Origin of the sequence: Microcoleus sp. S13C4 (genome assembly GCF_036700865.1) — a bacterium.
Taxonomy (GTDB): domain Bacteria; phylum Cyanobacteriota; class Cyanobacteriia; order Cyanobacteriales; family Microcoleaceae; genus Microcoleus.
The window spans coordinates 1-14,780 of the sequence record NZ_JAUBPS010000106.1 but is presented as its reverse complement, the minus strand read 5'-3'; the positions used below and the strand labels follow the sequence as shown (position 1 = coordinate 14,780).

Here is a 14,780-nt window from a genome sequence, read left to right as displayed (position 1 = left end):
TTTAGCTGGCATTTTTGTAGAGATTGACTAAACTCATTTTTTATTATACCCTATTTAAAGGCACAACAGCTTATTGGCAATCGGGGATTGGGAATCGCTAATTGGGAATTCTCTTCCTTCTTCCTTCTTCCTTCTTCCCTCTTCCTTCTGCCTTCTTCCTGACATCAGTTACATCCGTTACATCCGTTACAGAATCCGTTGCCGAACTTCCCTCTTCCTTCTTCCCTCTTCCCTCTTCTATTCTTGATTGCCTTTGCCGTTCCAGTATCCGTTATCTGCAAGGCGCCAAGCACCCCCAGCATTGCCCGTTAAATCGCTATCTTCCACGGTAGCAATGCCATCTCTGTAAACGGCGATCGCCTCACCTTCATTACCATTAATCCGACACCGACGCACGATTAATTTTCCTCCCAATCCGACACCTATTCCTAAGCTGCCGTTGTCAAAAATACTGCAATCTTCTACCGTTGCTTTCCCATTATCCGATATAAAAATTCCGTTCCATACCCCATCATGAATTTGACTGCGGCGGAGGATAGAATTTGCATCAGGGCCGCAAATTCCCACCACAGAATAGTCCGCAGAAGTGATATCGCTGTCTTCTATGATTAACTCGCCTTTGCGAATATCTACAGCGTAATATTTCCCAGTTGCGCTCAGGGTTAAACCCCGCACTAAAGCAGTATCAGTTGCCATTTTAATGCAGTTTGAGTTGATACTTTCAATCACAATGCGATCAACCTCTCCGCTGCCGATAATTTCTACCGATTTGTCGAGAATTAGACTTTCGCGATAAACGCCTGGATGCACCTCAATGCGCGTGCCCGGTGCTGCATTTTTCAGCGCTTCGCTAATAGTAGTATAATCGCCTTGACCCTGCTGAGAAACAACAAATTCTTGACTCTTCCCAACTTTGGTATCTGAAGTAGATGCTTCAATTTGTTCTGATTCCGGCTCAAAATGCTCAGATTGTCGATCGCCCGCTTCGGAAAGTTGCGATGTTAGCAGCAAGCGTTCTTGATAAACTGTCTCTAGTTGGTGTTCTAACTCGGATACTTGAGATTGAAGTTGAGCTTGATTCTGGTTTGCTGTCTCGATTTGACTTTGAGTTTCCGAGAGTTGAGAATAAAGATGCGATCGTTCTCTGTTAGCCGTTTCTAGCTGAGATGCCAATTCAGAGCGAGTTTGACGCACACTTTCTAACTGACTTTCTAAGTCGGATACTTGAGATTGAAGTTTAGTTTGATTCTGATTGGCTGTCTCGATTTGACTTTGCAATTGGGAGAGTTGAGAAGAAAGGTGCGAGCGTTCGGTGTTAGCAGTTTCTAGCTGAACTTCTAATTCAGAGCGAGTTTGACGCAGAATATTTAGCTGATTTTCTAAGTCGGATACTTGAGATTGAAGTTGAGTTTGATTTTGATTTGCCGTCTCGATTTGACTTTGCAATTCCGAAATTTGAGAAGTGAGGTGAGATTCCAATTCAGAGCGACTTTGACGCACACTTTCTAACTGATTTTCTAAGTCGGATACTTGAGATTGAAGTTGAGTTTGATTCTGATTGGCTGTCTCGATTTGACTTTGCAATTGGGAGAGTTGAGAAGAAAGGTGCGAGCGTTCGGTGTTAGCAGTTTCTAGCTGAACTTCTAATTCAGAGCGAGTTTGACGCAAGCTATTTAGCTCATTTTCTAACTCGGATACTTGAGATTGAAGTTGATTTTGATTTTGATTTGCCGTCTCGATTTGACTTTGCAATTCCGAAATTTGAGAAGTGAGCTGAGATTCCAATTCCGAGCGACTTTGACGCACACTTTCTAACTGGTGTTCTAACTCAGAGATTTGAGATTGAAGTTGATTTTGATTCTGATTTGCTGTCTCGGTTTGACTTTGCAATTCCGAGAATTGAGAAGTGAGTTGAGATTCCAATTCCGAGCGATTTTGACGCACACTTTCTAGCTGGTGTTCTAACTCAGAGATTTGAGATTGAAGTTGATTTTGATTTTGGTTTGCTGTCTCGGCTTGACTTTGAATTTCCGAGAGTTGAGAATAAAGTTGCGATCGTTCTGTGTTAGCTATTTCTAGCTGAGATTCTAATTCAGAGCGATTTTGACTCAAACTATCTAGCTGAGCTTCTAAGTCGGATACTTGAGATTGAAGTTGAGTTTGGCTCTGGTTGGCTGTCTCGATTTGACCTTGGGATTCCGACAGTTGAGAATAAAGGTGCGAGCGTTCTGTGTTAGCAGTTTCTAATTGAGCTTGCAGTTCTGATAACTGAGACTGGAGTTGCGAGCTATCTCCCTCCTGGCGATGTAGCTGAGACTCCAATTCTGACAACTCAGACAGCAGTCTCTCTCGCTCTAAAACAACCATTTCGGATTGAAGTTGTAGTTCATGAACTTGAGAGTTTAACTGCATTTTATCCAGATTAGCAGCTTCTAACTGTCTTTGCAGTTCTAATAATTCAAAAGGAGGTTCCTGTGCTTGTTCGCGAGGGGTTTGCAATTGAGAGTTGAGTATTTCGCGTTCTTGCTCTGCACTCTCCAATTGAGCTTGTAGCTCTGACAATTCCGAAGTAAATTGCGATCGCTCTGCTTCGACTAATTGCAGTTGAGCTTGCAAACCCGACAGTTGAGACTGAAGTTGCTCCCGCTCTTCTATGGAGCGATCGAACTTAATTTGAATTTCTGACAACTGGTACTGTACCTGCAATCTGCTTTGGCTAGCCGTTTCCAACTGACTCTCAAATTCCGACAGCAGAGCGTGAAATTGAGAACGTTCTGCATCAACCGTCTCTAACTCGGCTTGCATTTCCAGCAATTGAGCGTTAAGTTGCGATCGCTCCTGATCCGCAACTTCTAACTGATATTTAAGTTCTGCCACTTCTGTTAACTGCGACTCAGCTTGCTGAGCATTTTCTAGCTGAAACTGCAAATCAGCAATCAGAGAATCAATTTGCGATCGATCCTGGGCAATTCCTGCCAAAAATCCTTCCATTTCCGCCACTTGATTTTTTAAAAAATCTTGCTCGCGAGTCACAGTTTCCAACCGACTTTGCAACTGCGATAATTCAGAATTTAGCTGATTTTCATGCTGCACCTTTTGCCGCAATTCCGAATTTCTGGCATCCAACTGAGCCGCCAAATTCGATATAGCCTCCTGCGAACCCTGCATCCGCACCAAATTGCGTGAATTTCGCTTATTCAAAATTAGCCAGCAGACTAATGCCCCGCCTCCAACTCCTATTAATAAAAGTAATGCTTCCATTTGTTTTATCCAATTAATATAAATTTAGTGATTTTGATGCTGACCAAAAAAATGGACATCCACAACTCGCTATCTTACTCAAAGCTATCACAACTTGCCAGCCTGTGTTCACTTGGCTCAACAATTTATATTTCTTTACAAATCCCTTTTGTTGACAGGTAAGGTGCGCCCAGCGCACCCTGCAAGTCCGATTAATGAAGCAAATCCACAATATGAGGAATAATTTCGATATGCTGAGTCAACAAATAATCCAACCTATCCGCCAATAAACTAAAAATTAAATCGTTATAACTCATTCCGTATTCCGCCAAACCTAAAGCTACCAAACTCGTCACATTTTCCCCTGGATGTTTCAGATCAGGTTTGGGATTTGCTTCCAAAACATAAAGTGAGCCATCAGCATCACTTCGGACATCGATACGCACCAAACTGTTCAAACTAAACTCCCAATAAATTTTTCGAGCTAACTCAATTAACTCTTGTTTGAGTTCAGGTTCCTCACCCCCCATCAACCGTCCTCTGTCGGCCGTAATCGCCTTTTGATCCATAGAAGTAAAGATACGTTCGTCAGGCTCCAGCACGCGCTCTATCGTCGAAAAAGCCAAAGGTTGCGTATTTTTAGAGAAACCGCCTTTAGCATATTTAACATAGCCACAAACCGCTACACAAAATTCTCGTCCAGGCAAATACTTTTCAATTAAAGCAGTATTGTGAGTGTCTCGGTGAACTTCCGAAACTGCCTGAGACAAACCCTCAATCTTGTCTACAAAATGAACGTGCAGGGAAGCGCGACCGGATACTGGCTTAACAACAAACGGCCCTTGATAGTCACCAAAAGCAATGGCAAAACGCTGATGCAAATGAGGATGCAAAATCCCTTGAGAAGGATGCCAGGTCATAAACGGAGCGGTTTTAATTCCAACTGATTGCAGTTCCCGTTTAAAAGCGTGTTTGTTATCTAAAATTGAACTATTTAGAGGATTGTGACCGACATAAGGCATTCCCAACATTTCCAACAATGCGGGAGTGTGACAAACAGGATTGTAGCCCTGGACTCCGCCAGTATTCATCCACACTAAATGGATATTTTTTTGTTTTAGTTGTTCGCCTAACTTCATGTCATCAGGCATGACAAAGACTTGCTGAAAACCAATTTCTGCTAAGGCTTTAGCAATCTCGCGGGCGACGACTTCGTAACTCTTCCAAGCGCGGGGATTGTGAGTTTTGTAAATCACAGAACCAGGGCGACCACAGTCGCCGCCGAACACTACAGCAATCCGCAATTTAGCAAACAGCACCTCTAAATAGTGAGGCAGCAAACTAAAGTCATAATGCCAGCGATTCATGCCAATTGATGTTGGAATCATTTAAGTATTTTTTCCTTTGTGTTTCATTTTTGAGCGACAGAACCGCTAGATTTTCCTAAATATATTCCCGCCAAAACCACAGAAAAAGCCAACCAATTAAACAAGCTCAAACTTTCCGAAAACAGCACCCAAGCCATAATAGCCGTAATTACGGGTTCTAGCAGCAGGAAAAAAGCTACAAATTCCGAGGACAAACGACCTAGACTGTGGATAAGCAGTCCCTGACCGAAAGCTTGGCAAATCACCGCCAAAGCAATTACAGCCAGCCATCCCTGCCCAGAATAAGGGAAAACTCGATCGCCCGCCAGCAGAACCAGTGGCAAAACCAATATACTGCCAATAAAACAGCGCCACATCAATATAGTGGTTGCCGGAAACTTGGTTCGCAAATGTTCTGAAATGAGCAGATTTCCTGCATAAAACATCGCCGATAAAAGAGCAGCAATGTCGCCGACAAGATTGTCTCCAGCAGTTTGCAAATCGTCCATTCCGATCGCAATTGCGCCAGACAAAGCCACCGCCAGTCCCACCAAAAACCTGTTGTCAAAGCGCCGCCCCAACAGCAGCCATCCCCCGAAAGTAGTAAATAAAGGAGTTAAGTTTCGCAGTACAGTAGAATTAGCGACATTGGTCTGACTCAGTGACCAGGCCCAGAAACCCACAGAAGCAGAAGAAACCACGCCTACCGCTGTTAACAGCATCACATCCTGCAGAGTGTAGCTCGATCGCTCTTCAACTTGTTCCCCAGACATTCGGCGACGCGCAGCACCCGCACCATTCCACACTCCAAATACTACAGTTGCTATCCACAAACGGTTAAAAACAGTAGCATTCGGGCTGATTTCCCGTTCGCTCAACCTAATAAAAATCGCAGCCAGCGACACCGCTAGCAGCGCCGCCGACAGCGAAACGATCGCCCAAAATTTACCTTGACTGTCAGCTAATTCACCGTTTTTTAAATTCTCCGGGCTTCTAGAAACAATACTTGTCTTTTCTTCAGTTGTTAAAGCGGAGTTTAACTCATTATCCTCGCAAATCTTGCCCAGAAGTTCAATATTGGGCTCTGGCAATTCCAGTTTTTTTGACATTATTAAAATTTCCAATGAAGGCAGAAGGCAGTTGTGTAGGGTGCGTGACGAAAGAAAATTTGGGCGACGAATGGAGTGACTCAAAAGTCACGCACTCTACTTACTAGGGCTGTACCAACTATTTTTTATAGTTAACAGCAGTTTAGGTTGAAGGTTTAACAGAAAGCCTCGTCAAGGCCTCCTTTAGCGCCGGCGGCAATTGCCGGATAATCTTGTTCTTGTCGCGATCGACACCAACCAAAGTTACCTGTGCTGTCACATATAACTCCTGAGTATCAGCCGATCGAATTTCGTAATCCCAAAGCAGCCGCACACCCTCGGTAGCAGCGATCCGCGTTCTGACTGCCACAGATTGACCCATTTGTACAGCCCGGTGGTAGCGTAGGGAAAGTTCCACCACAGGCAATTCCAAACCCTGCGCCACCCAGTCTGCATACTGAATGCCAAGAGAGCGCAAACTTTCCACCCTAGCCTCCTCCATCCAAGCCAGATAACTACCGTGCCAAACCGCACCGCTGTAGTCAGTATGGTGAGGGTACACTCGCACCAAATATTCAAACCAGCCCTCAGAGTCCATCCCGCGCCGGTTTTGAATAGCACCAGCCGGTGCGAGTTCTGGTTGAGTTCGATCGTTCTCTAACACGTTACAAATTGTTCCAAAACGCTACATTTCTATAAATCATAAGTCAAACTTCAGGCTTATGCTTGACAGTAAGAAACTAGAGTACCAACGCCCTAGTTTAACGTCGCACAAGAAAACTCAACTGTTTTTACCGCCAAAACCATGATAGAAAAAATTTTAGTAGCCGTCGCCGGTCGCGGCTTGTGCGAAGAGATGTTTAATATGTTGATGGACATCCCTTCCTTGCAAAAAACCTCTGTCACCGTCTTGCACGTCGTGCCGCCCCAAGTAACATCCGATGGCATGGCCGAGAAGTTGGAAGAAGGAGGAAAGATTTTAGCACAAGCAGTCCAGTCTTTAAAAATAGATCCCAGCAGAGTTAATCCTCGACTCAAACAGGGAGATCCCAAAACAACAGTTTGCCAAGTCGCAGAAGAAGAACAATCCGACTTAGTAATCATGGGTTCGCGGGGACTCGGACGGCTGCAATCGATTTTGGAAAACTCAGTCAGCCAGTACGTTTTCCAGCTAACATCCCGACCGATGCTGTTAGTAAAAGACGACATCTACGTCAAAAGAATCAAGCGCGTCATGGTGGCGGTAGACAAATCAGAAGCTGCCAAACAGTCATTACAGCTTGCGCTATCTTTGGTCAAAGAAGTCAGTGGCGGAGAGATAATTTTAGTACACGTCACCAAAGATTTGACGGGAAAAGCCAGCACAGATTTAACAGCAAGTGCTGAAAAAGACGCCGTATTAGCCCCAGCAGTAGCACTAGCGAAACAAATGGGAGTTAGCTACCGCTGCGTGAGTGCTACAGGCAAGCCAGGGGAAGAAATTTGTCGAATTGCAGACGACTTGAATGCAGACTTGTTGGTGCTCGGTTCCCCAGATCGGCGGCCTAACGTTGCCAAAAACTTTGTGGATATCGATCGACTCCTGGGAAATTCCCTATCAGACTACGTGCGAGTTTATGCCAACTGTCCCGTCTTGCTAGCCCGCACAGTCGGCTAGAATCTCATCATTAACAGTTAGCAGCTAACACTCAACAGTTAACAAAAAAAGCGCCTCAGCAAAAAGCTGTTGGCGCTTTTTTTTGCAACCAGCTTGCATCAGACAGAAACAGCAGCAGTTGCTAATCTTTTCTGCTTTGACGGCTAGCCGTTTGAATGTACAGAATGATTAGAAAAACACTGGGAACCAATACAAACAGAATGGTTGCCACAAACCCTAAATCGTTAACTTCCATGAAGACGCTCGCCTCTATCGGAAAATAGGAAAATACACACAACTAGGATATCACTCAAAGGTAGAAGGCAAACTTGAATACAGCAGAAGCCAGCACTAGACAGTGGAATAGGTAAAAAATCAAAATTCAGAATCCAAGAATTTTTATTTCCTTTTGTCCCATGCCCAATGCCTAATGCCCAATACCCACTGGCAGTTAGGGCTTAGTCTTCACGCTCACCTGGCCGTTGACCGTAGCTTGACAAGCCAACCGATAGTTTTCGGGCTTCTTCTTGAGCTTGCGGTTCTCAAAGTCAGTCCGGGGCGACAGATTTTCACTTCCCTCGACAATTTCCACAATACAGGTGCCGCATTGACCGTAGCCCCCGCAATTCATCATCTTTCCCGAAAATGTGTACAAATCGATGCGGTTTTCTAGAGCTTTGAGCCTCAAATTGGCTCCGTCTGCTGCGATGACTTCCTGATTTTCCTTCACAAACTTGATATTGGCCATTGCCGATTCCTTAACGCAGTTGACATCGAACTCTATTACAAAATATTAACTAATGTGTCGGACGTTTAATACCCGATGTCTAATTGCCTTTGTGATTAAAGGTACGCGCGAGTGTAGCTATCCCTTAGGGAATCGTCCCAACCGAATCTTAAGGAGCATCCGAGAGGTTATTAGTCGGAAGATTGCTCACAGCCCGCTGGAGAGACGAAAGTCCCAGGTTGTAGGTGACAATTGCCGACAATCGGTTTCTCTCAGCCCTAGTCAAATCAGTTTCCGCCTGAATCACATCCGTCTGAGTACCCACGCCAGCTTGAAACCGCAGTCGGGCCAGACGCAGAGCTTCCCTTGACTGCAAAACCCCCGCCTCTGAAGTTTCGATATTCTCAAAACTCGACTCCAAGCCAAAATAAGCTTGTTCCACTTCCCGGCGAACCTGGTTGCGGAGTTGGTCAAATCGACTTTCGGCGATCGTAATATCAGCATTTCGCTGTCTCACCCTCGCGTTCGCCGCGCCCCCATCGAAGATACTCCAAGTCAGGCTCGCCCGGATCGAATACCCGTCCGCCCAGCCGCGAGTAGCATACGGGTTGGGGTCGTCAGGGTCTTGTCCCAGGACGTTATAACTACCCCCAACACTCAGTTGAGGCAAACGCCCCGCCTGAATCGATCGCCTCTGCTGCTTGCTGATATCCCTCTGCACCAACTGCTGTTCCAACTCGGGGCGATTCTTAAAAGCCTGCACGATACTCTCTTCCAAAGATAGCCTCCAAGATCCCGCTTGCTCTACCGGGTCAGCCGCTGTCAAGTTCGTTGACTGGCTGATATTCAAAATTTCAGCCAGACGCCGCTGGGCAACTCGCTGATCACGACGAGCAACTGACAGTTGTTGCACTTCGTTAGCCAAATTTGCCTGAGCCTGCAACACAGCAAACCGGGTTCCCACCCCTGCCCGTTCCAGGGCTTCGGCATCCCGCAAACTTTGCTGGGCATTTCTCACCGAAGCTTGGCGGATGGCAACTTGTCCGTCTGAGTTTTGCAAGTTGTAGTAAGCCTCAGCAGTGTCGAAGCGGAGTTGCTCGGCTTGGCGTTCCACATCGAGTTCCCGAAGGCGCAACTGTTCCTCTGCAGCGCGGATGTTAGCGCGCCGTCTTCCGAACAAATCGACATCATAGCTCAACTGCAAAGTGCTGTTGAGACTGTTGCTGCCGAAATTTGTGCCGGCTTGGGGGGCGGGCTGCCCGGTTCCGTTAGCCCGAGAGTTGAGGCGGCGCTGTGCAGCCCGGATTCCTAGTTCTCCGCCGGCACTTACAGAACGGCTGGCGTCCATTTGAAAATTCAGGTCTGGATAAAGAGCAGCTTGCTGTTCGCGCAAAGCAGATCTGCTTTGTTCCACTTGCTTTCCGGCGATTTGCAAAACTTGGCTGTTGCGGCGGGCGAGGTCGATCGCCTGCTGCAAGGTAATTGATTCAGTTTGCTCGATCCTGACATCCTCTGGCTTTGTCGGAAACAGCAGCGGATTCGGGTTGGGTTCCAGGGAAGTCGGAGGCTTAGTATCTAAAATGCCCTTCGGGGGCACAGGAGGGAAACTTTCGTTCGGAGTGCCTCGGAGAATCGGTACCGGGGAACTGGGCACAGGAATATTGTTGGGAGGGTTCCCAGAAGGCTGCTGAGTCTCTCTCGGTTCCAACCCTCTTAGAGGCGGAGGCGTTGAACCGCCCTGAGATAGAGTTGATGGGGAAGCCGGAGCAGCCTGTTGAGGCTTTGATGCTTGCTCGGGCTGGGTTCGAGTTGATGCGATCTTTGCTCCCCCTTGCTGCTGAGACTCGGAGGTTTTAGGGTTAAGGGCGATCGACTGTTCGGGTGCTGATGCTGATTCTGGCGCTGTGTTCGAGGTCGATCGAATATTCTGCCCTAATTCGACGAGCTGATTGCTAAGGGCGGGACTGTCCTGAGATTGAGCCGGAGGCTGTGCTGAAGCACTCTGTGGGGCGTTGCTGAAAGTAATTGCAGCGCCTACTCCGACTACCACGATTTGACGAAAAACACGCATAATTTTTTAATTACTCTGCAATCCTAGAGACAATTTTAGAGCAAGATTGAGGTCTCAAGTTTCTAGTCTGTAGCCTGAACTCGACGGTTACAAGTCACAATTACCATACTCATCTTAACTTTTGAATGTTCGATTCAAAATTTAGAATTTAACTTCAGCAGTTGCCAGACCGATCGCCGCCGAGATTAGTTCCTCTACTCCACTCACCGGCAAAATCCGGGTTTTCAGCGAGCTGGCGAGCTGTTCGAGGGTCATGTCGTCTAGAAAACGCGGTTCCCCCTGTTTTAGCATCACCGAGGGCAGCAGGATGCCATCTCCCAAGTCTCGCCCCTGCAAAGATTCCAGCAAATCTTGCCCGGTGAGCAAACCCGTGACAGTGATAGTTTGTCCCCAGTAGTGGCTGCACAGTGCTGCCATGTTGACGGACAAGCCGGGAATTTGGTTTAGTTGTTGTACGATCGGCTCAAAAGCTTTTTCTACAGCATTCCCCACCACCCAAACTAACTTGCGCGGCGGCTCGACTGGCATCGGTTGCAGCTTCTCAAAAGCCGTTTCAAACTGCTGGATAAACTGGCGGATAGAACCGACACCGTTACCAATTTGCGGGTAATCTTCGTAATCGGCAGCCGATGGCAACTCTAAACCCGCTATTAAAAACCACTCGTCAGCCAGCCAAATACAGCGCGATTTTGAATTCTGCTTTTTCGCCTTTTTGCCACCTTTTCCTGTACTCAAAAGCCCTTGAATTTTCTGCACTTGTTCGATTACTTCTCGCGCTTTTTCCGCAGTTACTGCGATTAGTTCATCTTCTGCTGGGCGAAAGCGAGTTAAACCCACCGGCACTACAGCCACCGAGGCGACAGCGGGAATATTTCCGGTATGAAACTTTGCCAAATCTAACAAAGTGCGTTCTAAATGTTCGCCATCATTAATACCAGGACAAACAACTACTTGAGCGTGAAGTTGCAAGCGGCGTTCTTGAAACCATTTAATTTGTTCGAGAATCTGCCCAGCGCGGAGATTTTTTAACAGCCTAATTCGCACTTCCGGTTCCGTAGCGTGTACGGAAACATACAGAGGAGAAAGCCGCATTTGTGCGATTCGATCCCACTCTTTTTGAGTCAAATTTGTCAGAGTGAGATAGCTACCATAAAGAAAACTAAGTCGGTAGTCATCATCTTTGAGATACAAAGTTTCGCGCTTTCCCGGAGGCTGCTGGTCGATAAAGCAAAAAGGGCAGCGATTGTTGCACTGGATTAGTCCATCAAAAAGAGCAGTTTCAAATTCCACTCCCAAGTCTTCGTCATACTCTTTTTCTATTTCTAACTTGTGAGTTTTGCCTTTGGCATCTAAAACTTCTAGTTCGAGAAATTCATCGGCGCACAGGAATTGATAGTCGATTAAGTCGCGGGGTTTTTGACCGTTGACGGCCACGATTGAGTCTCCTGCTTCAAATCCGATTTCGGCGCCGATGCTGTCGGGGATAACTTTGGTGATCAGGGCGGGCAGGATTGATAATTCGCTCATATTTATTAGTTATTAATAATTAGTTATTTGTTGTTATTAGTGGGACTGTGTTACACTTGTTTTGAGTTGATACAGCTTAGGCTACTTTATCGCCAACGATGACAGCAATTGGAACCGCATAATGAATTTCATCGCCTCGAAAATGCGCGCCAATTCCGAGACTATCAACACTAATATCATCTCTAAAAATTTCTCGGATCTTCTGGTCATCGCCGGGGTTGGGAAAAGAAGCAGCTAACTGTTGTTCTAGCCCAAGTTCTACCTTGTAAAAAGCCAATTTAACATTTTGAAGATTGGCATCTGCGACTAATTTTGGAAACTCTTCCAGAGTCAAGGCGCGAGTATGAGAGGGATCGCGCAACTTCTCAATCCGGTCATAAGCATTCACTTTATCCGGTGGCAAAGCAACATCAGCAATCAGGATTCGACCACCTGGACGACATACGCGAACCATCTCTGATAGAACAACATCTGGCTGCAAAAAATGATGGAAAGCGTAACGACTCAGAACAAGAGAAAAACTAGCATCGGGAAATGGTAGTGTTTCAATATCTCCTTGTTGCCAGGACAGATTAATCAAGTTTTTCTGTTGCGCCAGAATCTGGGCTTGCTCGAGCATCGCTGGTGTGATATCAATGCCAGTAACGTGACTGGCAACTTCCGCAAAAGCACAACTAACAATACCTGAACCGCAAGCAACATCTAGAACTGTGTCTTTGTCAGATACACTCGCCATTTCTCTCAGCAGGTACAGAGACTCTTGATTTGTGTGAGCGTACAATTTAGAGAAGGGAATTGCCTGACGAGTGAACTGGTCGATGATGGATTCCTGATGTGCGGTCATAGTTTAGGATGTGGCTAGCGGAGAATGTTTACAGTTTAACTTGTCTAGGCTGAATCGGGCGATCGCCCAATTCAGCCGAGGCGAGTGAATTGTCTTTAACAGAATTGACTTGTCGGGTTGCTAAATATACAGCATTATATTCTTTCCATAAACACTCCTGCAATCCGCACCTTAAAAGTGATTCCGGGTAGCGGAGGCTGCCATCTAAGTTGCACTGCTTGTTGTATCCATTGTGCTGCATCAGAGGGTGCTACGGGTTTCACTTCTTGCGTGGAAATAATCTCCCACACTCTTACTTCTGGTGGCGCTCCATCTCGACGTTTCACCGGTATCCATTCACAGTTAGTTTCACTCCAACATTGAGGATGAGGTCGATCGGTGATGATAACTAACACCGATCCCGGTTTTTCAGCGTGTTGGACAGCAACATGAAGATTTCCGCAACCGTAGTCTGCTTGCGTATTAGTAGCTTGTCTTCGGATTAGCCAGATGAAAGGCTCCCTATCAACAATTATTTTTCTTGTTCCTTTTTTCGGTATTGACATAGTTTGCTAAGGTCGATCGCATTTACAATCAGGATCAGTCCTGGGTTGTGAATTTAGCTTGGCTGTGAGAGGATGTATCAAAAATATGTATTTATGAAACTCAAAATTTTGACGGGACTCCTGACAGGGTTAGTTGTTTCTGCCAGCACAACAGCGCTCTTTTGTCAACCCAGCCGTGCGGGAAATCATAGCTTTTTGTGCAACGGTAGTCTCAAATATTTTAGCACTGGGATTCTGAACGGAGAACCAGTTTTCAATCACGGGATTCCGATTAATACCAGTTTGAGATTATTAGCATCAGCTCAAGTGGATGTAGGGGTAAAGATTCCGAGTGCGTCTGCGGCGGCAGGGGAAAAAGCTGAAGATTTCTTTATTCGGGGTGAGGAAAAGTATGAAAAAGGAGATTATCAAGGCGCTATAGCCGCTTACACTCAAGCAATTGCGCTTAATCCTAATTATGCAGAAGCCTACAACGGCAGGGGAAATGCCCGCTATACTTTAGGAGACAATAAGGGTGCTGTAGCCGATTACAACGAAGCTTTGCGAATTAATCCTAACTATGTAGAAGCCTACATCAGCCGGGGGAATGCCCGCGATGACTCAGGAGACAGGGAGGGCGCTATAGCCGATTACAACGCAGCTTTACGAATTAATCCCAACGATGCCTCAGCCTACTACAACCGGGGAGTTACCCGCTATCGTTTGGGAGATAACAAGGCTGCTGTAGCCGATTACACCGAAGCTTTGCGAATTAATCCTAACTATGCCTCTGCATACAAAAACCGGGGAATGGTGCGCTCTAAATTAGGAGACAAGCAAGGTGCGATCCTCGATTTCAACGAAGTTTTACGAATTAATCCTAACGATGCTCTTGCTTACTACAACCGGGGGATTATCCGTTATATTTCAGGAGACAATCAGGGTGCTTTAGCCGATTTTAACGAAGCTGTGCGAATCAATCCTAACTCTGCCGAAGCATACACGAACCGGGGGAACGCTCGCGATGATTTAGGAGACCGTCAGGGTGCACTTGCCGATTACGATCGAGCTTTGCAAATTAATCCTAAGTTAGCCGATGCCTACTTAAACCGCGGCGTTACCCGCTCTCGTTTAGGAGACAAAAAGGGTGCTATAGCCGATTACACCGCAGCTTTGCGAATCGATCCTAATTTAGCCGACGCCTACTTGAGCCGGGGAATTGCCCGCGCTGAAGGGGGAGACAAGCCCGGGGCGATGCAAGACTTTCAGAAAGCAGCAGACTTATTTCAGCAGCAAGGTGATCAAGATAACTATCAAAAAGCCATTAACAATTTGAGAAAACTTCAATAAACTGCCAAAAATTCCGAAAGGTCGATCGCACTACTAAGCGCTAAAAAAGAGAATAATTAGAACCTAAACTTCTTAAAAAAGTTTAGGTTCTAATTAAACATTATCATACTCATATAATTTAATTGTTTTTCGGACTTTTATTAGTTACTACAGGGCGGGTGAATGGGTTATGTAAATCAAAGAAGAGTCTTAAGATAAAATTAAATAAAAGACGGAGATAAATCATTAGCCTTCCTCGTTAAAAGCACGCACATTTTATCTCAATCTGCCCTATCTAAATAGATTTTTAACTATCAAAAAATTCGTTAACTTTGCGGCTTTTTTATTTGAGTAAGCTGTTGTGCCTTTAAATAGGGTATAATAAAAAATGAGTTTAGTCAATCTCTACAAAAATGCCAGCTAAAAA

General features: G+C 45.8%; 12 protein-coding genes. 2 read left to right on the top strand and 10 right to left on the bottom strand.

Annotation, left to right across the window (positions count from 1 at the left end):
* Positions 1–237 precede the first annotated feature (237 nt).
* The 4 genes from QT996_RS26770 to QT996_RS26755 all read right to left on the bottom strand — a co-directional run bounded on the left by QT996_RS26770 (position 238) and on the right by QT996_RS26755 (position 6,359).
* Positions 238–3,261, bottom strand: coding sequence for a right-handed parallel beta-helix repeat-containing protein (locus QT996_RS26770; protein WP_333050372.1), 3,024 nt, complete (start codon positions 3,259–3,261; stop codon positions 238–240).
* A gap of 191 nt (positions 3,262–3,452) precedes the next feature.
* Positions 3,453–4,628: an ATP-grasp domain-containing protein gene (locus QT996_RS26765; protein WP_333050371.1), complete on the bottom strand. Its 1,176-nt coding sequence runs from the start codon at positions 4,626–4,628 to the stop codon at positions 3,453–3,455.
* A gap of 23 nt (positions 4,629–4,651) precedes the next feature.
* Positions 4,652–5,716: a DMT family transporter gene (locus QT996_RS26760; protein ID WP_333050369.1), complete on the bottom strand. Its 1,065-nt coding sequence runs from the start codon at positions 5,714–5,716 to the stop codon at positions 4,652–4,654.
* Between the two features lie 142 nt (positions 5,717–5,858).
* Positions 5,859–6,359: a thioesterase family protein gene (locus QT996_RS26755; RefSeq protein WP_333050368.1), complete on the bottom strand. Its 501-nt coding sequence runs from the start codon at positions 6,357–6,359 to the stop codon at positions 5,859–5,861.
* 141 nt (positions 6,360–6,500) lie between these two features.
* On the opposite strand from QT996_RS26755, the gene QT996_RS26750 reads away from it, so the two are divergent.
* Positions 6,501–7,352: a universal stress protein gene (locus QT996_RS26750; protein ID WP_333050367.1), complete on the top strand. Its 852-nt coding sequence runs from the start codon at positions 6,501–6,503 to the stop codon at positions 7,350–7,352.
* A 121-nt stretch (positions 7,353–7,473) separates the two neighbouring features.
* Here the strand turns inward: QT996_RS26750 and psbM are convergent, their stop codons facing one another.
* The 6 genes from psbM to QT996_RS26720 all read right to left on the bottom strand — a co-directional run bounded on the left by psbM (position 7,474) and on the right by QT996_RS26720 (position 13,045).
* Positions 7,474–7,587 carry a photosystem II reaction center protein PsbM gene (psbM, locus tag QT996_RS26745; RefSeq protein WP_006631488.1) on the bottom strand — a complete coding sequence of 38 codons (114 nt, stop codon included), beginning with the start codon at positions 7,585–7,587 and terminating at the stop codon, positions 7,474–7,476.
* Positions 7,588–7,782: 195 nt separating this feature from the next.
* Positions 7,783–8,079 carry a 2Fe-2S iron-sulfur cluster-binding protein gene (locus QT996_RS26740; protein ID WP_333050366.1) on the bottom strand — a complete coding sequence of 99 codons (297 nt, stop codon included), beginning with the start codon at positions 8,077–8,079 and terminating at the stop codon, positions 7,783–7,785.
* A 148-nt stretch (positions 8,080–8,227) separates the two neighbouring features.
* Entirely contained in the window at positions 8,228–10,129 is a 1,902-nt protein-coding gene (locus tag QT996_RS26735; RefSeq protein WP_333050365.1) for a TolC family protein, read from the bottom strand.
* A gap of 141 nt (positions 10,130–10,270) precedes the next feature.
* A complete protein-coding gene (locus QT996_RS26730) occupies positions 10,271–11,656 on the bottom strand; it encodes a TIGR03279 family radical SAM protein (protein ID WP_333050363.1) in 1,386 nt (461 codons plus the stop codon).
* Between the two features lie 76 nt (positions 11,657–11,732).
* Positions 11,733–12,500, bottom strand: coding sequence for a methyltransferase domain-containing protein (locus QT996_RS26725; RefSeq protein ID WP_333050361.1), 768 nt, complete (start codon positions 12,498–12,500; stop codon positions 11,733–11,735).
* 134 nt (positions 12,501–12,634) lie between these two features.
* Complete coding sequence (locus QT996_RS26720) at positions 12,635–13,045, bottom strand: hypothetical protein (RefSeq protein WP_333050359.1); 411 nt, start codon at positions 13,043–13,045, stop codon at positions 12,635–12,637.
* A gap of 93 nt (positions 13,046–13,138) precedes the next feature.
* On the opposite strand from QT996_RS26720, the gene QT996_RS26715 reads away from it, so the two are divergent.
* Positions 13,139–14,374 carry a tetratricopeptide repeat protein gene (locus tag QT996_RS26715; RefSeq protein WP_333050357.1) on the top strand — a complete coding sequence of 412 codons (1,236 nt, stop codon included), beginning with the start codon at positions 13,139–13,141 and terminating at the stop codon, positions 14,372–14,374.
* The last annotated feature ends 406 nt before the right edge of the window (positions 14,375–14,780 follow it).

Bases quoted from the DNA above. Each gene is read 5' to 3' on its own strand.
- QT996_RS26735 (WP_333050365.1), bottom strand. From the start codon at position 10,129: ATGCGTGTTTTTCGTCAAATCGTGGTAGTCGGAGTAGGCGCTGCAATT.
- QT996_RS26730 (WP_333050363.1), bottom strand. From the start codon at position 11,656: ATGAGCGAATTATCAATCCTGCCCGCCCTGATCACCAAAGTTATCCCC.
- QT996_RS26740 (WP_333050366.1), bottom strand. From the start codon at position 8,079: ATGGCCAATATCAAGTTTGTGAAGGAAAATCAGGAAGTCATCGCAGCA.
- QT996_RS26760 (WP_333050369.1), bottom strand. From the start codon at position 5,716: ATGTCAAAAAAACTGGAATTGCCAGAGCCCAATATTGAACTTCTGGGC.
- QT996_RS26720 (WP_333050359.1), bottom strand. From the start codon at position 13,045: ATGTCAATACCGAAAAAAGGAACAAGAAAAATAATTGTTGATAGGGAG.
- QT996_RS26765 (WP_333050371.1), bottom strand. From the start codon at position 4,628: ATGATTCCAACATCAATTGGCATGAATCGCTGGCATTATGACTTTAGT.
- QT996_RS26750 (WP_333050367.1), top strand. From the start codon at position 6,501: ATGATAGAAAAAATTTTAGTAGCCGTCGCCGGTCGCGGCTTGTGCGAA.
- QT996_RS26715 (WP_333050357.1), top strand. From the start codon at position 13,139: ATGAAACTCAAAATTTTGACGGGACTCCTGACAGGGTTAGTTGTTTCT.
- QT996_RS26725 (WP_333050361.1), bottom strand. From the start codon at position 12,500: ATGACCGCACATCAGGAATCCATCATCGACCAGTTCACTCGTCAGGCA.
- psbM (WP_006631488.1), bottom strand. From the start codon at position 7,587: ATGGAAGTTAACGATTTAGGGTTTGTGGCAACCATTCTGTTTGTATTG.
- QT996_RS26770 (WP_333050372.1), bottom strand. From the start codon at position 3,261: ATGGAAGCATTACTTTTATTAATAGGAGTTGGAGGCGGGGCATTAGTC.